The organism is Klebsiella grimontii (assembly GCF_900200035.1).
Classification (GTDB): Bacteria; Pseudomonadota; Gammaproteobacteria; order Enterobacterales; family Enterobacteriaceae; genus Klebsiella; species Klebsiella grimontii.
This window is the reverse complement of sequence record NZ_FZTC01000029.1, coordinates 1-21,229: the sequence shown is the minus strand read 5'-3', so window position 1 is coordinate 21,229 and position 21,229 is coordinate 1. Positions and strand designations below refer to the sequence as shown.

Genomic DNA, 21,229 nt, shown 5'->3' with positions numbered 1-21,229 from the left:
ATGACCACTAAATTACCTTTAACAGACGAACGCCTCTCCACCATCAGTGATTACTTTGTTGCGATGGAAGAACATTACAGTGACCCGGCAGACAGAGAGAATTTTGAAATCTTCAGTGATGCTAAAGCCTTTCTGGCAGAGCTACAGCAACGTCGCAAGGCAGCAACAGGTCGCGAACCGGTGGGCATTAAGCTTCCCCCTAAGATGTCGAATGATCGCATAAATGCGCATGAATTAAGCACAGGCGTTGACGTCTGGCACCGATGTATTGATGAAGTGGCAAAACTGAACGGAAAATGTATCCCGTCAGTTCCATCCGGGCTTCACCCGGATACGCAAAAGCTGGTGACCAACTTCTGCACAGCACTGGCTGAAAAACTGTATAAGGCGCAACTCAAGTACGGCCACTCAGATAACTGGTCATACGCAAATTGGGAAATTGAGTGCCAGACAGCTTTCCACGAGCATATCGCTAAAGGTGACCCCCGCGACGTTGCCGCGTACTGCGCATTTATGTGGTATCACGGCTGGAGAACCGAGGTCGAGCGGCGAGAACAGGTCGTGCCAGATGAGGTCGAGCATGTAGCCGCCGTACTAGAGCTTATCGGTGGTTTTGAGGCTGCTGATATCGATAGCGACACAGTAGATTTACGGTTTGAGATCGACGATGTGGACACTGGCTCTGACGTATCCATTACTGAATATGCCGCACGCGGTTCCGCTATTATCCGTATGCTGGCTGGCAATGCTCCGGTAAATCCAGACAGTTGCATTCTAGAGGCGCTGGAGAACATACAAACCGAGAATGAAGTGGCACGAGACCAGTTAGTCATTCTCCAGCTAAAGCTATTAAAGCAGCAGAGAAAGATTGCAGAGCTGGAGTCCCGCACCGTGAAGCTGCCGAAACCTAAAGATTCTGGCCCGGGTTGGAAAATTGATCCGGAATTTATCAGCAAAGTTCAGAACGCGATAGGCTACGACGACAAATGCGAATGTTGGGAGGGCACTCCTTCCATGGAGGTAGTAGAGGCCGTTTTGCTAGCTGCTGCTGGCATCAAGGTGGAGGCTGAGTAGATGGGCATAACTGAGGGATTTTGCGCAGATTTGTATTGCGACTGTGAAGGTTGTCAGTCTGGGGAAATTTATCCGCAAGGGCAGGCTGATTTTATTGGCCGGAATATGACCGACATTTCTCAGCAGGCGCGCGAAGCTGGCTGGCGGATCAGCAAAGACCGGCAACGCTGTTATGCTCCGGGCCATAAAATTTCACGAGGAACCAATCAGTGACCAATAACCAGTTAACAGATCGCCGGATTTCAGAATTGTTGGAAAGTGCCACAGAATACGATTTAACAGCGTTTGCAAAGAATGACGACCTCGCACTGGCGCTGCGAGAGCTACAGGAACGTCGCATGGCCGCAATGGACGGCGAGCCGATAGTGTTCACCGATGAACGAAACCTTCATCACATTGCTATGGGCCGAGAAACCTCTCTGATTTGGGGCAAACAGAACCATGAGGCGGGAGATATCCCGCTCTTTCGCCACGCTAAGCCAGCGCCGGTAGTGCCGGTAGTGCCGGATGCATTGATTAAAGCTGTAGATTTTTATGAACAGGTTAAACGTGAAAATCCGTCAGTAGAAACGGGAGCCTGGAAAGATGCCGTGGAGTGGGTACTGAAGGAAGCCTGCCTGGCTGCTAAAAAGGATGAGTCATGACACAGAAAATCAGATTAACAGACGCGCAAGTCTATACGCTGCGCCGAATGAAAAGCGGCACCAGATACTTTCTACAGGGCGATGGAAGGCGTGGAGATGAGGACAACGGTACGCGCAGAGTCAACTGCCCGTCGCTTCCCGTCCTCTTTAGAAATGGTCTCGTTGATTTTTGCAGTGATTGCGTAAAGCAGAATTACACCTGGTATAGCGTGAAGTTGACGCCTGAAGGAGCAAAAGCCGCAAATGGTTCTCAGACAAGGAAAGAGCGCGGTTTGCCCTGATGAGGGTTGCTTACAGTGCCATGATGCAATTGATCTCGGATACCTGTCAGCATAACAGTCAGAAAAAGTTACTTTCTTTTCTCCCCAGCAGTGATAATCCCCGGCACTATCGGGTGTTTTTAGATATTCTCCATGTTTACTTTTTCATGCTTCGGGGAGAATATTTTAATTCATCGTTAATTATTTCTCAGTGTTTATGAAATCACCATGGTTTATTTTTTGTGGAGCGACCATTGGATGCCGTCAGAAAAAGTTTCTTTCCTGGTGATATGCAATTAGGGGCTTGCGAAAACGATTCGAAATAGTATCCTGGTTTGAGGTCGAATAATTTTATCCAAGACTGGACACCACATTCCGGGAGCGATGAACATGAGCAAGGTACCTGAACAAAAAAAGCATGTAATTAATTTTGAATGCGACCATTGCGGACGCAGCTATGACGATACTGATGTTTGTACTTCTGACGATTGCCCTGATAATGAAATCGCTATGCCAGACCTACTTAATTACTGGACAGTTGATGAAGTGGCTGAATGTCTCGACGGCGTGGGTGATGATCTTTACAGAAAGCTATGGTCGTACATTACAGCAGAGACTGATGGTAACCCGCCACTGGCTAAAGTTGCCTGGGAAGCGTTGACTCATGAAGAGAAGGCTGAAATGGTCCAGGCAGTGGAACAAGAGTTCCCTGACGGTGATTAAGTTCAGTAATGTGTGACAAACAAAGTGTCGTGCCGGTAATGGGTAAAGAACGGAAATAATACACAGCAAACCCTATAAATACCTTCCACCAGCAGCAATGGACATTTACGCTTGTATCCATTCTGGAAGAGCAGGCGACAGGCCTGCTTTAAAAAAGAACAACTAAACAGCTGGTGGATTGGGATAATTTAATCAACTTTAGTGTTATCTGAGTGGTAACGCGATATTTTCACTTAAATATTTCATGGTGAATTAAATGAAAGCATTAAACGAACTACAGTTACGCCAGATATCCGCATGCCCTGGGAACATTGAGTTACAGGATTGGTTGAAAATACTTGTTGCTGATAATGCAGTGCTCGTTCGTTCTTTAACGGTCATCGCTAATTCAGATGAGCATCATGGTAAGACGATGGTCTGTGATTTTGATTCGTTGATTTCTGTAGCTACTGCTGGTCTGAAAGAGCATGAGCAACTCCTTAAAGGGAACACTTCACCTGATTGCGAACAACAAGAAACAAACATCCCTATGTTCTACGTGGATGGAGAGGCGGCAATACGTCTTCTCAAGGGGCATACTCGTTATGCAGCCATGACGACTGAGCCAAAGTCTGGTAAGACGTTGCCGCTTTACATAAACGCTCAATCTGCGTCAGTCGCACCGGCAGAAACAGAGCGAAAAGGTAAAAGGCTCCGCGTTGCAGAAGGGAGGTATGCTGCTTTTTTCCCTCAAGAGCGGCCACTCGATGGAGCGCAGATCATCGCATGGGATGAGAACGGTAATTTGTTAGGCATTGGTTTTGTACGAGACACACGCGATACGGGAGTTGCTATCATCGTCAACGGAAAAAAATACGACTCAAACCATGTGATTCACTGGTGTAGTTAGCCATTCGAATGTGGCCGGTATGAAAGGAAGATGAGAATTATGACCAGTACCAACAGAGTTCGGGACGCTGAAATCTTTCGGGCCAGAACGGGGGAGTATCCGGTTGACATGTACATCAAGTGGCTGAAGGATGGCGCACTGGATTTCGATGCCGACTATCAACGTGACTATGTCTGGGGGCATGAGGAACAACAGGCTTTTTTACAGGGGCTGATATCCGGCTTTCCTCTGGGGTATGTGGCGCTGGCGAGAGCCCCCGACTGGGCGTCCCGGGATGGTGCATATATTGAGGTTGTTGACGGCAAGCAGCGACTGACAACGTTAAGGCTGTTTATCAACAACAAAATTTCACTGGCGCTCGCAGGGGGGCCGGTTTTCTGGCAGGACCTAACTCGTGGTGAGCAACTCGCCTTTGGTGCCCCCACGTTAACCGCCGTGGTGCTTGATGACGCCACGCCACAAGACCGTCTTGACTATTTTATTGCAGTTAACTTCACCGGCATGCCACAAAGCGAGGAGCATAAACACAGGGTTCTCGCACTCAAAGGAAATATTCAGTAACGATCAGTCAACTTGTCAGTTAACGAGAGCATGATGAGTCAGTTGCTGGTTTGCACCAACCCTTTCAGGATGTATATCGGGAGGTCTGTTAAGTGGATCAGAATCAGGTTTTAGACGCAATCAATAATGACGATGTTACAGCACATGAATTGTTGAGCGAAGCAATGCCAAACGCCGCCTCCCGTTTTTACCGGACGGCAAAAAATCTCTCCAGACTCCTGGATGAAATTCACGAGCATTTCCCGGATGCATCGTATTATGCCGCATCCGGCACGTTATGCTTACTGCTGGGGGAGAGCCATAGCAAGTCTGACGTGGCGCAGCAGGAGCTTTTAGCCCATGCAGCTCCTGGCTTGAGGGTTGAAGGGGGGGACTGGTAGTGGAGAATACTTTCGGTAAAGAGTGACTGGTAAACGTCATTGTGGGGGATATTAGTTGGCCGATTATTTTGTCAGTAGCCGTAAATCCTGAATACCGTTACTATCCGTAAATCGGCAGTCTTTCCTTGAACGTTGAGCCGTATATTAGCATTAATACCTAAAACCCCCTCCGGCTATTCGCCGGAAAATCAGATACTGGGAAAGGGAGGAAGAAAGTGATGCTTATGAATTTTTTCCATGAAGGTGGTTAGTATGCGTAAATCCGTTTCATTTGCAGTGGTTACTTTTTTTACTGGTATCAACCTCGTTATAAACCCGTTCCTGGAGGAACCTGCATTATGGGGGGCGCTCCTTGCAGGCATTTTCATTCTGATAAACATTGTGGCGGAAAAAATGCATCTTTGGAGTGGCGTTGCGTGGATTATAGCCGCTGGCATAATTCTCGCCATGATGATTAATGGTTACGTTCTAGGCGATAAATTCAAATATCTTATCTGCGTTTTCTCTTTCTTGTCTTCTGCCTGGTATTCCGTTGTAGAGTTTAGGAAGAAAAAAGCAGCGCAGGCTTCATAATATAAGGGTTTATGCGCGAGCAGATTAATATACTTTTCGCGAAATCTAACCTGATTTTTTGTGTTTAACCAGAAAGTAAAGGCTGAATTATGGTAACTGAAAAGGAACTAATTGAATTTGACCTACTACAGAACTTCGGCGAACGATGGAAATACCGATATTCAGCTGGCGCTAAATATATCTTTGCCAGCAGTAAGGCTCGGGCAATTGAAGGTGCTACAGAAGCATTCAGGAAAGCTAGACCGGGTGAGCTTTTAACACGTGAGGAACGCTATGAGAAAGCAAACCAAGATGATATCGAACAGTCGGATAATCGGTGGAAACACCTTAACCTTGACGATCTGCAAGCGCTTTTCTCACGAATGGGAGGTGATATTAAGTCGCTACAGGGGGCCTCTCTACGTGAGTTCACCGGGAACGGCGGTCGGCGTACGTCAAGTGCGGTTGCGGCTCAGGGGGCACGGGATACAGCACTAATGTGTATGCGACTTGAGCGCTACATACAATGGCGGCGGGAAAAATAGACTTTCTTGGCTCCATATCCCTGCATCAGCTGCAATACTGTGATAATTTTACGTCATCAACGTCTCGGAAATTCAGGTAGGCCGTATGAACGCTATTTTTTCTGATCTCCCAGTCAAAGACGGTAAATCCGGCTCGTGGACATTGGATACTTTCACTATCACCGAAAATGACGCAGAACGTCTTGCTATTCGTGCCGACTTTTCAGGCAATCAGGATGAATTTATTCCAGCGGGAGAGTATCGTCGTCTCTCATACAACAGTGATGTCGTGATGTCCAACACACCGATGGAAATACGGACCTGCATGGATTTCATCGAGCGGGCGACAGGCCACGTGCTTATCAATGGACTGGGCCTTGGAATGGTGCTTAATGCAGTATTAATGAAAGCAGACGTCACGCACGTTACTGTTATTGAGAAAGAGCAGGACGTGATCAACCTTGTCGCCGCGAGCTTTGCGGACGATAAACGCGTAGAAATTATCTGTGCAGATGCGATGACTTTCGTTCCACCAGCAGAGGTCACCTATGATGTATGCTGGCACGACATATGGCCTCAGTTCTCAATGGGGAATCTTGATGAAATGGAAATGTTGGAAAGAAAGTACCTTTATCGTTGCCAGTGGCAGGGTTCCTGGGGTAAGGAACAATGCCAGAAAGAGTTAATTAATTTTATCCAGATTGAGGGTGAAATTGAAAAATGGCTGCAAAGGGTTTAATGAAAATAAATTTTCGTATATAACACCGGTATGGCCGTGTTTTAATTCAGAAGTTATGACGTGGTATGTTTAGGTGCTATTGTTGTTTTTCTGGCTTAATTCGAGTTAATAGATCTTCCGTTAACCTCCATCTTTGTTATTAAAATGGGGGTTGCATACGCAATTAAATAATGTACCCTGGAGTTCGGGTTATCTGTGGTTTTCGCACATAAATTGCGCATCACTACAAGGTGATATATCTGCTTACTTTATTCTGGGGTTTATTATGAGTACACAAAATTCTTTAGAAATACTTCTCGCCTGGCTTAAGGGTAATGTTGAAATGGAAACAGATATCATCTTTGCTGATGATATTGACTCCGCAGCCATGATACCCGCAGTTCAGTCTGCTATCGCTGGTTTAAAATTTGATGTATTTAACGATGAAGTGAGTAACCTATTAAAGGTTAAACATAAGCAGGTCGTTAAAGACGCTCTGGACGCAAGCTCAGACTTTCTGGATGCGGATTGCGTCATGGACCGACTGGGTATTTCATACAGTGATGCAGAACTCCGGACTTCCGGTGCTCTGGAGCTGCATAACGCTCTTCTCGGATGGGCATCAGAATGACCGAAATAGCCCAATGCCCGGCAGTTAAGCAAATTAACTTTTATATACTGGAGGCCTCACCGGAGTTGCTGGTGGATCGCCGGGTATATCTTGAAGTTGTGTTGCTGAAAATCTGGCGAAGCCGACTTGAGACCATTCGGTCCTGGAATTGTGTTTCTGATGAAGATCGCATTCTGGCTGAAGCATATCAACGTGGCATAGATTTTCTGACGAAAACATTCAGGCTCGTCACCCTGGATTGATCCTTTAACTCAACTGAGATGCAGAGGACGGAACATGTCTGAGAGCAAAGCCTTCAGGCCCGATGGCGGTGGAATGAGCTTAGGGCGCATTAAGGAAATTGCTGATAACCCGTATTGTGATGAAGAAAAACGGTGGCTGGCTCAAACGTTTTTGGCAAGAGCCAGTCAAAAACCAGTTGCATATGTGGATGCGGTTAATCTGCGCCAACTCCAGCGGGGGGAAGTGGAATCAGCGGTAATTTTCACCAATATGGAATGTACAGCACTTTATCTCAATCCTCCTGCCATTCTTAACGGCGTCGATACTCCGCAGGTGACGAGATGTGCAGACCTGCTCGATTTAGAGCTACGCATTGCAGAAGCCAAACGAATGGGTCTCGACACGACCTCGGTTGAACAGAAGTACAATGAGTTAATTGAAGAGATTCGAGCGAAAAGGCATCATTCGGGGAATGGACGCTGACCTGCTCAGCATGAGCATGGTTTGCAGTCAGAAAAAGTTACTTTTAAAAAACACTATAAATAAAATGGTTAAGAGAGGTTTGAATGAAAACTAACGAACAATTACTCAGTGCACTGGTTGCTGCGCTGGAGTGGATTGATGCTGTGCCTTCTGATACGGTTCTGCCCGCAATGCCAGGATTTGACCGCGACGAAGTGAACGAGTTGATCGCGAACGCTCGCAAAGAGCTGCAATCAAAGGCGAGCTAAACAGATGCGCTGATCTGTGCATAGCAGGATACTGGTACCTGCTATGTTTCCGACGGCGTGGTTCTGAACCTGCAAAGTTACTTTTTCATCGTCGTTCGTTCGTCCATTTTTCGAACAGGAATCAACATTAGAGGTCGAACGTCTATGATTTTCACAATCAGATAAAAATAATTTTTCCTTTCCCCACAAACTTTGCCTCCTTACCCGATCGTTGCTTTTATCAAAAAGTTACTTTTGAAAACACGGACTCAGCACCTGAATAGTTACTTTTCTGCCCTGGTAAACGTGTCCGAGCGTCTTTTCTACCCTCAAAAAAAGTAACTTTTGACGATTTATGCCGTAAAACCAATGAAACACGCATCCTCTCTATGACCCTTCATTTCTCGCATCTCATTAAAAATGCTCCAGAAATTATGGAATACGGGAAACCACTACAAAAATTTTCTTCCTCTAAACACTAAAATCCGCCTCCTGGTTCCCTTGTCACAAAGAAATCATGTGTAGAATTTTTGCCGTGAACAAAAAAAAGTAACTTTTTTCACGCCAAAGTGAAAATAGGGGCTTGATGGAGCGTTTTGAAAATGTATCCTGGGTCTAACAACGGCAATGACCGTTTAACCACATACAACAGGAAGAGGAAAATTCAATGACTACTGCAACTATGGCAACTCCAGCTAAAACCAAAATCGAAAATGTTTCTCTGCGCACCTTCTTAGAAAAAAATGGTATCGGTGGTCGTCTGGGCAATGGTCTTGTTATGGACCCGACGCATCTGAACATTATCCCTGGCTTCAACACCCGTACCGCAGGCCTGGGTGAGGCTTACTGGGAACTCCCGGAAGTTAAGGACCACCTGGCGCGTCTGGCGCAGCAATATGCCGATAGCCCTCTGGAAATGGCCCCTATGGTTGTCCAGGTTCGTGATGGCCAGGTTGTCATTCGTCAGGGACACTGCCGTCACCGTGCAATCCCTCTGGCTAATAAAATTCGCGAAGAACGTGGAGAAGGCCCGGTAGATAAAATCCGTGTTGACGAGTTTCGTGGCTCGGATGGTAAAGCAGAGCTCTTTAACCTTAAAGGTAACGATCAACTGCCGGTTTCTATCGTTGCGCAGGCAGAATCACTGTACCGCCTGCACAACGATAGCGAAGAGCCTATGAGCATTGAGGAACTTGCCGAAGCCCGGAAAGTCTCCGTTACCCATGTTCGTAAATTGCTCAAAGTTCACACCGCCCCGGAAGCGTTAAAAGGTCTGGTCGTAAAAGGTGTTGTCGCATATTACGCGGCGCTCGACGTGATGGAAAAATACCCTGATAACTGTGTTGCTATCATTCAGGAAGCGTTTGATAAGTTTGGTAAAGCCACTGACAAAACTATTGGTCAGGTCATTCTGGCTCAACGGACAGGCGAAAACGGCCCCACCGGTGAATCTGATGGCAACGTGACAACCATTACAACGACTGATGCAGGTGACGCATCCGGCGCATCCGGCGCATCCGGTGGTGCGGTGGATGGTTCTGCGGGTAGCGTGGCTGGCGCGGCTGGTGGCTCGGAAGAAGGTGCAGAGAGTAACAATACCGAACCAACACCAACACCGGCACCGAAACGCGAACCTAAACCAAATATCAAAACTCAGCCGTCTGTATTCGATGTGCTGCCGAAAAAAATCTCTAAGGAGATTGTAGACAACTCCCTTGATGTTATTAACCGTATCGTTACTGAAGCGAAAGAAATTCCGTTTATGGAAGACGGTGCGGAAGTTCTCGCTAAAGCGCAGTATCAGCTGACTTTATCCTATGAAGAGTTTCTGCTGCTGACTGCGGCCAAAGACAGCTACGATAAACATCTGGAAAAAATCCAGAAAAAAACTACAGAACAGTAAGGTAATAATCCGTAACCGGGGAGATATCCCCGGCTAACATCCTGTTAAGTTCATTTCGAACACATTACCGGCTTGTTTTCAGACAAGCCAGGGACATACATAAAATGAATTTTATTAAGCTTATTATTTTATTTGCCGTTGTGGCTTTGCTGGTTTATGGATTCAGCGGTTTATCAGGAAAAGATTCCGTCGCCTTTACATTTCTGAGCTTTGGTTTTTCAGCTGTTATAGCTGCATTTTTCTGGATAATGATTGTGTTGCTGGTGGCTCTGTATTTGTTTGCTTCAAGCTCAATCAGTATTTATCCAAAAATGCTTTTCCTGGAAGGTACACTTTTTGGCTGGTGGTATTTTGTTTTCAATTTTCTTATACCAGACGGACAGTCTCTAACCTTGCTGGGCGTAAATATCTATAACCTTGGGGGTTATTTTATATACGGAACGACCGTGCTTATTGGTATCGGTATTGTGATGATGATGTTCCGGCGGTCAACTAATCAGGTTGATAAGGTGAAAAAGCATGGCTGATTTCGCTTCAACAAAACAAAATTCATCGTTTGAGCTTTGGTTTGAACAACTCCAGATTTTGGCTGAACTGAATGGTGATGTCGCTGGAGAAAAGGCTGACTGGGTGCAGGCCTATGAAGCGGGAATGGCTGTTGATTCTGCGTACTATGAAGCCTTTGGTGACAGTGATGACTGACACGAACAATCAGGAAAGAAACGGTTCAAAATTTCTGTTTGGTGTGACTTCTACCGACCGCATTATTCAGACTGAGCAAGGCGATGGATTCATTAATTCATGTATCGCAGCTCACGGGATTATCACCAAAATTATTTTGACGAGCTATCGTGCTGCTGGTGCTCTTACGGAGATGGTTCTCTTTAATGAGCAAGGTGCTACCTTCGTTATTACCATTGAGTCAGGGGTGTTTACACCTTCTGGATTAGTGCTAACAGATGAAGATATCCAGATAGCACACAAGCAGATCACATTATCCGACACAACAGACATATTAATCCTGGCAACGAGGATGGCTAGACGTGCAGGGCTTAAGCCTGTTTTTCCTGAACAATCGGAATTTAGTTCGATTTTAGAATTTACAGTCAATTGACGCACATTTGTTAAGGTGAAAATATGAGTTCTGATGGTGTTGAATTGTCTTCTATATGGGAGGCGGGTTCCTGGTTTCCCGTTCGTGCGTTTGGCATTCTGTTATTAGTTATGCTGTTCCTGATGATTGTTTTTGGTGTTTTTAGGAAAGATTTTTCCCATTTAAAACCACTGCTCACATTGTTTGTTTTGTTAATTGCTCTTGGCGGGACGATACTCTTTACGACCTTATTCTTTTCTGCCAAAAACAAAAATGAAGCTGAATGGCGAGACTGGGCAAAAGACCACTGTAAAATTGTTGCTAAAAAAGATGGGTCAACAACCACTGGTGTCGGTATATCCCTGAAAGGGCAGGCAGGCCTGTTTATTGGCGGAGAGCCAGGGCAGACCGGTTACAGTTGCGATGATGGCGTGACTTACTGGAAAAATGATTGATACGTATTTTAGTAGTGTTCTTTTTTCAATGAAATAAAAACTAATAAGGTATTTTCTATGAAACGAGATAATGCATTGCCCGCTTTAGTAAAAGCAAATGTGGAGAATTACAGGGGCGCGATTGCCCTTTATCTAAAGCAAACAGAAGATAACGCACTGGTATTTATCATCGGTGAAGCAGGCGCAGGTAAATCTTATCTGGCAAAACTCGAATTACCGAATGCTTTATATCCCACACCTCAGCAATTTGCCGAATGTGATCATATCTCCACGATGTTCACAGGATTTGACGTAGTCATTGATGACATTCTCCGGTTTGACTCAGACAAAGTCATAGAATGTATTCAGGCGGTCCATGCTTCTGGGCATAGAGTCATGGTCACCGGGCAACCGGTCGACCTTGAATTGTGCACGGGCCTACTGTCGCGTTTACCAGTGGGTTACCGCACTATGTTTTCGACGCTGATGGGGCATAGCGATTTGCAAGAGATGAAAGGCAAAGACAACTCCGTGGAACCACCGAAAACAGGTCCCGTTCTGCACTAGAAAATAAGTGATCAGGTGAAGGCGATCATCCCCCACCTTTTCTGGTTGAGGTCTTTCATACCCCAATCAAAGAATAAAATGTCCTCTCAGTCATTTCTCTGGTTGAGGGTGGACAGCGGTTATGCATTTTTAATCTTGCCGCCATCGCTATGGTGGGCTTTTAAGGGGAATAATTTTGACTCATCCAGTCGATTTAGTCTTTCAGTCGCTTACACATATCGTGGAACCTTTCATGGGGGAATCAGTATCTATCCCTCAAAAATGTTCATGTTGTCAGCGTGACCCGGACGAGTTTGGTCATGCCGGTTTCCTGATGGTCAATGGCTATGGTGAAAACGTGGCTCATTGCCGTTCCTGTCAGACTTTTTTTGTCTCAGCGCCAGAGCTTATGGGCGTCGAGAACCCAAAAAAACCCACCACCGGACAGAAATTTGGCATGTGGTCAGGGGTAGGGGCAGTCATTAATCTGGAAAATAACAGCGCTGTTTTATTGGCTCCTCAGGGGGTGGTCAATAAGCTACCCACGCATTTTTTCGAAGCAGTGAACGTTGTGACTGCAACGAGCGGTCAGCACCTGGAATATCTGTTTAACACCAACCTGAAATTCCCGATCATTTATATCCAAAACTTCGGTGTCAAAACATACGAGCTTATCCGGTCATTACGGGTTAGTCTTAGCGGCGATGCTATTTTTACCTGTGCGGATCAGCTAATGACCACTCAGAATGAAGTCCTTTTCACGCTCGATTTAAATAAAGCTAAAGAACTTCATCTGGAAATGCAGAACTATTCCAAAAAAGAAATAGATGCCTTTATTCGAACGGTAACCCAACTGGCCTTTTCACGGATAACCCCTGAGGCAGCATCTAATCAGTTTAAAAAAGACAACCTCATTCCTTTGTTGCAGTTGTTACCGACTGATCCGCATCAGCGCCTTAGCATTTTGCGTCTTTTGAAAAAGGTATAACTATGATTTTCTACGATAATGCATTTCGTTTACGGATACCGCACACGAGTATTTATCGAATCCACCAGCACCTGGATTTCTTCGTTCAGGAGCGGAAGGGGGAGAAGCTGCCATATTCTTTTAAAATTCTTCCTGGTACCGCTAATGATGCACAGTTGCTTGTTCGCACAGCATCACCTCTTGGCCTACCCGGTGAAAAACCGCGTGAGCTTACGCTATCCGAGGGGGATGGGATTTCGTTCATCACTTCCATGGCCATTTTCCATAAAGCCAATCAGACAGAAGGTACTGGCCGACGTCAGTACGCACCTTCTGACGATAAAAAACATGATCTGGCCGTTAACAAAATAATCAATGCCGGTTTCGAGCCCGACCATATTGTCGTAGGTGGGGCTGAAATTGTTCACGTTGGGAAGGGCAATTCCGGTCGTGGCTTTACGCTACCGGTGTTCACGATCCAGGGTACGGTCGTTGTCAGCAACAAACAGGAAGCAGAGAAAGCTATTGTCTTTGGCATTGGTCCCAAACGAGTCTTTGGTTGCGGCTTCATGCACCTGACAGGGCAGGGACTATGAACATGGATACAGCTGCTTGTTTCACGAGCGCCGGGCTTTCTTTACGTAAAGTCCAGCAGGACTTTATTGAGGCCGCTGGCCTGGGCCTTAATGTCCAAAACAAGCTGGCGTTACTCAGCGCCGAAACAGGTGTGGGTAAAACGTTAGGGTACCTGGTTCCGGCCATGCAGATTCTGGTGAAAAACCCTGGGGCAAAATTTGTTATCGCAACTAACTCCCATGCCCTGATGCATCAGATTTTCAGAAGCGACCGTCTAAGTCTGGAACGTATGGCAGAAGAGGCCGGAATAAAAGTTACTTTTTCCCGTCTGATGGGGAAAGCCAGCTATATTTCGCCGGATAAAGTGCGGGAGCTCCTTCGGGTGAGTGATACCTATGATTCGGAGACCGTTCAGCTTCTTGAAAAACTACGGGGCTGGTCAAAACCTCTGGTTGAATTTGAAGAGGAGTATGGTGAACTACCGACGCTGATAAAGCCGGATATGGTCACGTTTTCTTTCTGGGATGATATCCAGAATGTTAACGATATTCGACGTGAAGCACTGAACGCAGACTTCATCGTCACAACTCACGCTATGGTGATGATTGATTGCCTTTGCAATCACGGCATCCTGGGAGACAAAGAGAATCTGTACCTGATCGTCGATGAGGCGGACATGTTTGTCGATATGTTAGAGGTCTGGAAACAACGCCGCTTCAATCTCCGCGAGTTGCTCAGTTCGTTCAGCGCATATATCCCTAGAACTGGCGTTGAGATTATCAAAGAGCTGGAAAGCGATATTACCAAAATCGCTGGTGGTCTGCATTTTTGTAGTACGCCCGAAGCCGTTGAACTCTTTGACCGCAGCTTTAAAGCGCTGGCGATGGTCGGGCGAAAAATCAAAGATGAAGAGCCCCGTAAATCTTTCTTTGATTGCATCTACAGGTGGGAAATGCTCGGGATGTCCGGAGGGCAGAAAGGGATCGGTGTCTCCAAAGTTCGCTATGAACCCGCTTTAATCGCTGTTAATCCGTTTATTGGTATGAACCTTGGCAGGTACTGCACCCAGTGGCGCAGCGCATTACTGACGTCCGCTACGCTTGCGATTACCAACACACCAGAGGGCGGCATGGAGTGGTTGTGCAAAACGCTGGCGCTCAATGACGATATGGTTTCAATCAAAAGAATTTTCGCTCCAGAAAGCTATGGCACTATGACTCTTACTATAGCCGGTGCGGCTTTCCCTAAAGTCTTTAGCGACCCCAAAGAACAGGAGTTTTCCAGTAAATGGCTTGCTGCAGTCACTGACCAGCTATCCCGCATGCCTGGCCCCGTCCTGGTGTTAACTGCGAGTCATTCAGAAACCCGTGCTATCGCCGGTCGACTGGGTGAAGTTTCGCAACCGGTATATATCCAGCAGGCGGGTCAGCCGCTATCTGAAATAATCAAACTCTACCAGAAGAAGCCTGGCATTCTGATTTCAGCTGGCGCATCTGTTGGTCTGAGTCCGAGAGGAGAGCAAGGCGAACAGATTTTCCACGATCTACTCATCACCAGAATCCCTTTCCCGCCGCCGGACAGGATGAAGGTTGAAAGCCTTTACGGTTACCTGAAAGACCGTGGCTATGGACTCACTCTGGAATCCGTTCACCGGACTATTTACCTCGAAAATTTGCGAAAAGTTATCCGCAAAGGGAAACAGTCGGTAGGGCGGGGTATCCGCAGTGAAACCGATAGTATCAGAATAATGATTCTTGACCCGCGCTTCCCGGAACCTGCCGACCTGTCGTCAAGGCATCGATCCCTGGAACATATCATTCCCGTTCGATTCCGCCGTGAATACCGCTCATGCGAAATACTCTCTCCGGCACATTGTGAAGAGGACATCCAGTGTTAAATCTAAAACCGTATAGGGTAATTATGTCATCCCTGACGCCGGTAGTAATCAGCGGGATTGCCCCGTCATTAGACGGCATCCTCTATGAAGCACTATCTCAGGTTATCCCCAGTAACGAGCCTGATACTGTTCTGGCACGACTGAAAGAAATTCTTCTTTTTAACGACGAACTAGGTGTTTTCCACGCTTCATCTCTGCGTTTTGGTATTACACCTGAGCAGGGGATAGGTGCGGCCAGCAGCGTGCGGTGTGATTACCTCGGAGATGAGAAATTAAGCTCCGCTATGTTTTCACCTCGCTCCCGTGGCGGCAAGTTCACCCGGGTAATCACGACCGGTGGCCCAACTAAAAAAAGGATGACAACCCGACCTGCGTATTCCGCACCTTATTTAACTTTTGATTTTGTCGGCGACGACGAATCTGTAGAAATTCTCCTTAACCACGCCCATGTTGGCGTCGGGTACGACTATTTCTCAGCGGCTAACGGGGAATTCAATAACGTGATGATTATTCCCCTGGATTGCGACACGAGCATTTCCTTCGAAGGGATGGCGACAAGACCCGTACCTGTTAATAAGGGACTAGATGGGATTAGAGGTGTATCTCCTCTCGTTCCCCCCTATTTCATCGGTGATAAAACCAGCGTGGTTTATCCAGCACCAGTCCGAACTCAACTGATTTCTGCTTTATTGCGAGGCTAACTAATATGAGAACTTTAAATTTCAACGGTAAAATTTCGACTTTAGAACCAATGACCGTTTCCTTAAAAAATGCAGTCACAACTACAGGGCATCGTTTGCCTCGCAACGGTGGCTTCAATTCCGCACCGTATTTCCCCGGCACCAGCATTCGAGGTACCCTCCGCCATGCTGCTCACCTGGTCGTTGTCGATCGTGTGGGTCTCAATACCGAAGGTAAAGCTCCGTTCGACCTTGCCGAGCACTTCATGCTCGCCCAGGGCGTAGATATTAATGGTGAGGCGGAAACTTTTGCTGCAGGCGAAATTAATGCCGGTTCTGAACTGCGTAGCAAAAATCCCCTGCTCAGTCTTTTTGGCCGCTGGGGTCTGAGCGGGAAAGCTGGCATTGGAAATGCTATTCCGACAGGTGATAACCAATGGGCTATGTTTGGCGGCGGGGCTCGCGCCATTATGTTTGAAAGAAACGAAAACTTGATGGATTATCTTGAGACGGACCAGGTCGACCGCCTTGAACGGCTGTTGGAAGAACAGGCAGAAGCCAGTGTTGATATCTCCCAGATTAAATCTGAACAAGACGCAATCAAAAAAGAGATGAAGTCTGCAGATAAAGACGCGAAGGCTGAGCTCCAGATCAAATTGAAAGTTCTGGACGAAAAGATTCAGGCAAGGAAGGACCAGAAACAGGAATCCCGTGAATCTATTCGACGTCCTATCGACCCGTACGAAGCATTCATTACCGGCGCAGAACTCAGCCACCGCATGAGCATTAAAAATGCGACTGACGAAGAAGCCGGACTGTTCATTTCCGCGCTAATTCGTTTTGCTGCCGAACCTCGTTTTGGTGGTCATGCAAACCATAACTGTGGGCTGGTGGAGGCAAACTGGACAGTGACTACGTGGAAACCGGGTGAGTTGGTCCCCGTTACTCTGGGGGAAATCAGCATCACACCTAATGGCGTAAATATTAAAGGGGATGAGCTGACTGCGATGGTGAAGGCATTCAATGATAACCAATCGTTCGATTTCACTACCCGCTAACGCCATTAGTTGGTAGATTTGCGAGTGGCATTTTATTATTTTACAATCAATTGGTTAGTTTTGGAGTATGTCCCCCGCTGGCGGGGGTTATCGGCGATTGGATTACTGGCTCTCGTTGTTGGGCTAGTATGTCCCCCGCTGGCGGGGGTTATCGGTATTTAGTCAAACCATGAGACCGCGCACTCTGGTATGTCCCCCGCTGGCGGGGGTTATCGGCCACAGGGGCGGTGAGCTGCTTATTTGATTATGTATGTCCCCCGCTGGCGGGGGTTATCGGTCTCCGTTAACAGTTTCATCGCCAAGGACTGTATATGTCCCCTGCTGGCGGGGGTTATCGGTAGGCAGAAATGACCTGGATGAGCGAGGTTATGTATGTCCCCCGCAGCCGGGGGTTATTGGTGTCCCATTTGCGGCGCTGTTGCCAAAACGCGGTCTGTTTCTCGCAGGCGGGGGTTATCGGGGCAGGCGCTCTACCTGCTGAGCTTAACCAGCAGTATGTCCCCCGCTGGCGGGGGTTATCGTCATATCAATGATCCCAATTCTGTTCAGTTGCAGTGCGTCCCCCGGGGACGGGGGTTATCGGTCCACAACCAGATCATAAAATCTCCTTCCCGAGTGTGTCCCCCGGTTGTGGGGGTTATCGGTAGACTAAATATGGGGCGACGACCTCGCCACAGTTTATCCCCCGGATGCGGGGGTTATCGGTTGTATGACCGGGTTCCACCTGGTGTCTGGAAGTGTATCCCCCGCATCCGGGGGTTATCGGTTCTTCAGCGCGTCAGTCCCGCTTCCCTGTATGTATGTCCCCCGCATGCGGGGGTTATAGACCAGTTGGTCTTTTCGGAATTGATGGTTTTCGGGGCGGGCCCCGTAAACGGGGGGATGGACGATAGCGAAAGCTCTCCGTGATTCCTCTCTTGTGTGCCCACAATCTCGTGGGGAGTGATGCGAATGAATTTTGGCGAGCAGGGGGCGCATCCCTGATTTCGTCTAGTCGATTAACTCAAACAGTAGCGCGTTCCTGGCAATTTCTTCTCCTGCATTCATGATGAAGCAACTCAATGTTAGAATATTTGCTCAAGGAAAGTTACTTTTCTTTCGTATAGACGTTTACACAAAATTCAACTCAATAACCTAATATCCTAGATAGCTCCACGGTATTATGCCTGGTGCCAAGGGGTTACATATGAGTTATCAGGTCGTTTTAATCTAAAATTGACGTGCGGGAATTCTCCCCGATGCTCCACTATCCATACTTCCTTGACCACTTCTTCGCGTCCTGAATTCGCCTTAACTATGAATGCTCTTACGGTTTCATCTTCCGGATCGATAACAATACATCCCGACCTAATGTCATCGCCAAATAAGGTAGGACAATCTTTATTCCCATATACTTCTGCAATACTTCCGTGATCGTTAATTCTCCAACCTGGAGAAATAACTATCGATGGTAATTTAAAAGCATCATCCATTAAGAAAACCTGCTTTACATAATTGTCAACCGAGTCTTTAACTTGATCGCATCCAGTAAGCAATAAGCCTGACATTATTGTTAGAATGATAGGTTTCATTTTCATGAGAAACGCCCTCCTTTTTTTATAATTTATCACGTGTCGTAATTGTAATCATTATTTATGAGTCACAAGCGGGAATTAAAGGGCTGATGCAATCAAAATGGAGTGTACGATCAGCTTCATCATTTGATATCGTCTGGTAGACGCCTCGATGCCAGTGTTTGGGTTTACCCAGATGAAAAACAGCCAGAAATTATGAGGTTGCCTTTGAATCTGTTTACTTGAGTCCTGATGGACTAGGCACCTGAAAAAATACAAATTATACTGTGTATTTATACAGTTGTGTATTTTTGAGAGATTCTGCTTATGTTTTTGATTCCTAAAGATAACCCTGAAGTAATCGCGCTCCCATTGTTTGTGGACCGATGCGCTGCCGGGTTTCCAAGCCCGGCCCAAGACTATACCTCCAGTGAGTTAGACCTGAACGATTATTGCATAAGGCATCCCTCTGCAACCTATTTCGTCAGGGCGCAAGGGAACAGCATGCAGGATGTAGGAATGCGGGATGGAGATTTGCTGGTGGTGGACCGTTCACTACGTCCTCAGAACCGAGACATTGTGATTGCCGAAGTGGACGGTGGCTTCACAGTTAAACAGCTCCAGACTACTCCGGAACTGGCCCTTCTGCCCATGAATAATGCCTATTCGCCTATTTTCCCTAATCCTGATGAACTTACTATTTTCGGCGTGGTGACACATTGGGTTCACCGTGCTCGGGGTAATATCTGATGTATGCACTGGCTGATGTAAACAGCTTCTATGCAAGCTGCGAAAAGGTTTTTCGCCCTGACCTTAGAGATAAGCCATTGATTGTTTTGAGTAATAACGACGGCTGTGTAATCGCCAGATCAAAAGAAGCCAAAAAATTAGGTATTCCTATGGGATTACCTTGGTTCAAATTACGTGATCAGAAGTTCTCAGAACCTGTTATAGCCTTTTCGTCCAATTATGAACTCTACGCGAGTCTAAGTTCCCGGGTACAGTCCTGTCTGGCGGAATTATCGCCTGGCGTAGAAGAGTACAGCATTGATGAATCTTTTATTTGGGCGGGTGGCATTGAAAACTGTATGTCATATGAAGATTTCGGCCACCAGCTGCGTGAGCACGTCTACCGAAGTACAGGCCTGACTATTGGTGTGGGGCTGGCTCCGACCAAAACGCTGGCAAAAGCCTGCCAGTATTCCAGCAAGACCTGGCCCCAGTTCGGAGGGGTACTCGCGCTGACTGCAGGCCAGCGTAATCGGATCGACAAGATGCTTTCTCTGATGCCGGTAGAGGAGGTGTGGGGGGTTGGTGGACGAACCACGAGTAAGCTTCATGCAATGGGCATAACCACTGCGCTGGAGCTGGCTAGGGCAAACCCTGCATTCATACGAAGAAACTTCACTGTAGTCCTTGAGCGTACCGTAAGAGAACTCAGGGGGGAAAGTTGTATTAATCTGGAAGATGCCCCTCCGCCAAAACAACAGATCGTATGCAGCAGGAGCTTTGGACAGCGCATTACAACGTATGAATCCATGCGGCAGGCAATTTGCCAGTATGCTGAACGTGCTGCGGAAAAGCTGCGGCAGGAACGTCAGTACTGCGGCCACCTGTCTGTTTTCATTAAAACCTCTCCTTTTTCCAAAAATGAACCGTATTACAGCAAAATTGCAAGCGAGCGACTCAGCATCCCATCACGTGATACACGAGACCTTATTGCAGCTGCTGGGCGTGCTCTGGATAAGATCTGGAAAGAGGGACATAACTACGCCAAGGCAGGCGTCATGCTGAACGATTTCAAACCAGCTGGCGTGACTCAGCTCTCGCTGTTTGATGAAGGGAAGCCTTATGCGAACAGCGATGCACTCATGAACGTACTGGATACGATCAATAATTCAGGCAAAGGCAAAGTATGGTTTGCAGGTCGAGGCATCGCACCGGCGTGGACAATGAAGAGAGACATGCTCTCTCCGGCTTACACGACCCAGTGGGACTCCATACCGATCGCTACACTCTGAAGTATCACAATCAGGGAAAATGTATACAGGCTGCTCAGTCTCATTAGCTGGTGGTTGATATTTGCACAACAATAACTATTCCAATATGCCGCTACTGCTATTTGATAATGCCTGGGGAATTTTGACATGGTCACTCGTCGTTTTTTTAGAGTTAATCTTCAAACAGCAGCCCCGACCCTTCTGTAAACAAAAAGTACGAGCGTATCTGGAGAACAAGGGGGTTGTTTTGGCGCTGCTCTGTGTCTACACAGAACCATACATAGCCCAATACGAACGTGGTAACTGGACTGTTAGTCACCGCCTGGCACGACAACATGGGCAGTTTCAGGGAAAGCAGAAGGGGATAATCGGGAGAAGACCGGCAGGGAGCAAGAGACGACTCAACCTCAGAAGAGGCTGGTGAGCCTGGCAGAAAATACGTCAAAAACTATCTAAAATATTATTCACTTATCATCATTTTAGACCTGGGAGGGTGGGGTTATACAGGGTATAATGATGACGGCGCTTGAGGCTTTTTTGCCTCATGATGTTTGAGTGGTTTGGATGTTGTGTGGCAGAAAGCAGAAAGCCCCGAGTAATTTTTCAATTAACCTGCACTGCACCCATTTAGTTG

The 21,229-nt window shown here is 47.0% G+C and carries 29 protein-coding genes; 28 read left to right on the top strand and 1 reads right to left on the bottom strand.

Annotated features, from left to right (window positions below; all coding sequences use genetic code 11):
• The 26 genes from KOSB73_RS24920 (at position 1) to KOSB73_RS24800 (ending at position 17,042) form a co-directional block, all read left to right on the top strand.
• Positions 1-1,074, top strand: a complete 1,074-nt coding sequence (locus tag KOSB73_RS24920) for a hypothetical protein (RefSeq protein ID WP_009654209.1) — start codon at positions 1-3, stop codon at positions 1,072-1,074.
• Complete coding sequence (locus KOSB73_RS31215) at positions 1,075-1,287, top strand: hypothetical protein (protein WP_009654219.1); 213 nt, start codon at positions 1,075-1,077, stop codon at positions 1,285-1,287. It abuts the gene before it with no gap.
• A complete protein-coding gene (locus KOSB73_RS24910) occupies positions 1,284-1,718 on the top strand; it encodes a hypothetical protein (protein WP_370516297.1) in 435 nt (144 codons plus the stop codon). Before KOSB73_RS31215 ends, KOSB73_RS24910 begins: the two co-directional genes overlap by 4 nt.
• A complete protein-coding gene (locus KOSB73_RS24905; RefSeq protein WP_017900702.1) occupies positions 1,715-1,999 on the top strand; it encodes a hypothetical protein in 285 nt (94 codons plus the stop codon). The genes KOSB73_RS24910 and KOSB73_RS24905 overlap by 4 nt, the downstream gene beginning before the upstream one ends.
• A 369-nt stretch (positions 2,000-2,368) precedes the next feature.
• Entirely contained in the window at positions 2,369-2,701 is a 333-nt protein-coding gene (locus tag KOSB73_RS31395) for a hypothetical protein (RefSeq protein ID WP_305955157.1), read from the top strand.
• A gap of 256 nt (positions 2,702-2,957) precedes the next feature.
• A complete protein-coding gene (locus KOSB73_RS24895; RefSeq protein WP_064371374.1) occupies positions 2,958-3,590 on the top strand; it encodes a hypothetical protein in 633 nt (210 codons plus the stop codon).
• 39 nt (positions 3,591-3,629) lie between these two features.
• Positions 3,630-4,151 carry a DUF262 domain-containing protein gene (locus KOSB73_RS24890; RefSeq protein WP_017900700.1) on the top strand — a complete coding sequence of 174 codons (522 nt, stop codon included), beginning with the start codon at positions 3,630-3,632 and terminating at the stop codon, positions 4,149-4,151.
• A 92-nt stretch (positions 4,152-4,243) separates the two neighbouring features.
• Complete coding sequence (locus KOSB73_RS24885) at positions 4,244-4,531, top strand: hypothetical protein (protein ID WP_009654227.1); 288 nt, start codon at positions 4,244-4,246, stop codon at positions 4,529-4,531.
• A 252-nt stretch (positions 4,532-4,783) separates the two neighbouring features.
• Complete coding sequence (locus KOSB73_RS24880) at positions 4,784-5,104, top strand: hypothetical protein (RefSeq protein WP_009654204.1); 321 nt, start codon at positions 4,784-4,786, stop codon at positions 5,102-5,104.
• An 89-nt stretch (positions 5,105-5,193) separates the two neighbouring features.
• Positions 5,194-5,628 (top strand): hypothetical protein, encoded by a 435-nt coding sequence (locus KOSB73_RS24875; protein WP_042928370.1) that lies wholly within the window; start codon positions 5,194-5,196, stop codon positions 5,626-5,628.
• Positions 5,629-5,713: 85 nt separating this feature from the next.
• Positions 5,714-6,346: a polyamine aminopropyltransferase gene (locus KOSB73_RS24870; protein WP_009654218.1), complete on the top strand. Its 633-nt coding sequence runs from the start codon at positions 5,714-5,716 to the stop codon at positions 6,344-6,346.
• Between the two features lie 265 nt (positions 6,347-6,611).
• A complete protein-coding gene (locus KOSB73_RS24865; RefSeq protein WP_009654234.1) occupies positions 6,612-6,956 on the top strand; it encodes a DUF957 domain-containing protein in 345 nt (114 codons plus the stop codon).
• Entirely contained in the window at positions 6,953-7,198 is a 246-nt protein-coding gene (locus KOSB73_RS24860) for a hypothetical protein (protein WP_042928371.1), read from the top strand. Before KOSB73_RS24865 ends, KOSB73_RS24860 begins: the two co-directional genes overlap by 4 nt.
• A 34-nt stretch (positions 7,199-7,232) precedes the next feature.
• Positions 7,233-7,661 (top strand): hypothetical protein, encoded by a 429-nt coding sequence (locus KOSB73_RS24855; RefSeq protein WP_042928372.1) that lies wholly within the window; start codon positions 7,233-7,235, stop codon positions 7,659-7,661.
• Positions 7,662-7,744: 83 nt separating this feature from the next.
• A complete protein-coding gene (locus KOSB73_RS30945) occupies positions 7,745-7,909 on the top strand; it encodes a hypothetical protein (protein WP_009654241.1) in 165 nt (54 codons plus the stop codon).
• Between the two features lie 646 nt (positions 7,910-8,555).
• Complete coding sequence (locus KOSB73_RS24850; protein ID WP_009654221.1) at positions 8,556-9,791, top strand: hypothetical protein; 1,236 nt, start codon at positions 8,556-8,558, stop codon at positions 9,789-9,791.
• 104 nt (positions 9,792-9,895) lie between these two features.
• A complete protein-coding gene (locus tag KOSB73_RS24845; protein WP_009654205.1) occupies positions 9,896-10,318 on the top strand; it encodes a hypothetical protein in 423 nt (140 codons plus the stop codon).
• Positions 10,311-10,493 carry a hypothetical protein gene (locus tag KOSB73_RS24840; protein WP_009654202.1) on the top strand — a complete coding sequence of 61 codons (183 nt, stop codon included), beginning with the start codon at positions 10,311-10,313 and terminating at the stop codon, positions 10,491-10,493. Before KOSB73_RS24845 ends, KOSB73_RS24840 begins: the two co-directional genes overlap by 8 nt.
• A complete protein-coding gene (locus KOSB73_RS24835) occupies positions 10,486-10,905 on the top strand; it encodes a hypothetical protein (protein ID WP_042928373.1) in 420 nt (139 codons plus the stop codon). Before KOSB73_RS24840 ends, KOSB73_RS24835 begins: the two co-directional genes overlap by 8 nt.
• Positions 10,906-10,928: 23 nt before the next feature.
• Positions 10,929-11,339, top strand: coding sequence for a hypothetical protein (locus tag KOSB73_RS24830; protein WP_009654235.1), 411 nt, complete (start codon positions 10,929-10,931; stop codon positions 11,337-11,339).
• 57 nt (positions 11,340-11,396) lie between these two features.
• Positions 11,397-11,885 (top strand): hypothetical protein, encoded by a 489-nt coding sequence (locus KOSB73_RS24825; protein WP_009654200.1) that lies wholly within the window; start codon positions 11,397-11,399, stop codon positions 11,883-11,885.
• A 232-nt stretch (positions 11,886-12,117) separates the two neighbouring features.
• Positions 12,118-12,852, top strand: a complete 735-nt coding sequence (locus KOSB73_RS24820; RefSeq protein ID WP_009654207.1) for a hypothetical protein — start codon at positions 12,118-12,120, stop codon at positions 12,850-12,852.
• 2 nt (positions 12,853-12,854) lie between these two features.
• Positions 12,855-13,427 (top strand): type I-E CRISPR-associated protein Cas6/Cse3/CasE, encoded by a 573-nt coding sequence (locus KOSB73_RS24815; RefSeq protein WP_064371373.1) that lies wholly within the window; start codon positions 12,855-12,857, stop codon positions 13,425-13,427.
• Positions 13,428-13,429: 2 nt separating this feature from the next.
• Positions 13,430-15,304, top strand: a complete 1,875-nt coding sequence (locus KOSB73_RS24810; protein WP_009654201.1) for a helicase C-terminal domain-containing protein — start codon at positions 13,430-13,432, stop codon at positions 15,302-15,304.
• Entirely contained in the window at positions 15,298-16,005 is a 708-nt protein-coding gene (locus KOSB73_RS24805) for a hypothetical protein (protein WP_042928379.1), read from the top strand. Before KOSB73_RS24810 ends, KOSB73_RS24805 begins: the two co-directional genes overlap by 7 nt.
• 5 nt (positions 16,006-16,010) lie before the next feature.
• On the top strand, positions 16,011-17,042 hold the full coding sequence (locus tag KOSB73_RS24800) for a CRISPR-associated protein Csf2 (protein ID WP_170916005.1): 1,032 nt from the start codon (positions 16,011-16,013) through the stop codon (positions 17,040-17,042).
• 1,160 nt (positions 17,043-18,202) lie between these two features.
• On the opposite strand, the gene KOSB73_RS24795 is transcribed toward KOSB73_RS24800, so the two are convergent.
• The gene (locus KOSB73_RS24795; RefSeq protein WP_052544865.1) at positions 18,203-18,619 is read right to left on the bottom strand and encodes a hypothetical protein; all 417 of its coding nucleotides are present in this window, start codon (positions 18,617-18,619) and stop codon (positions 18,203-18,205) included.
• 303 nt (positions 18,620-18,922) lie between these two features.
• Here KOSB73_RS24795 and umuD point away from each other — a divergent pair, with 303 nt between their 5' ends.
• Together umuD and umuC are read left to right on the top strand one after the other, a co-directional pair.
• On the top strand, positions 18,923-19,345 hold the full coding sequence (gene umuD / locus KOSB73_RS24790; RefSeq protein ID WP_042928382.1) for a translesion error-prone DNA polymerase V autoproteolytic subunit: 423 nt from the start codon (positions 18,923-18,925) through the stop codon (positions 19,343-19,345).
• Positions 19,345-20,616, top strand: coding sequence for a translesion error-prone DNA polymerase V subunit UmuC (gene umuC, locus KOSB73_RS24785; RefSeq protein ID WP_064371437.1), 1,272 nt, complete (start codon positions 19,345-19,347; stop codon positions 20,614-20,616). Before umuD ends, umuC begins: the two co-directional genes overlap by 1 nt.
• Positions 20,617-21,229: the final 613 nt, after the last annotated feature.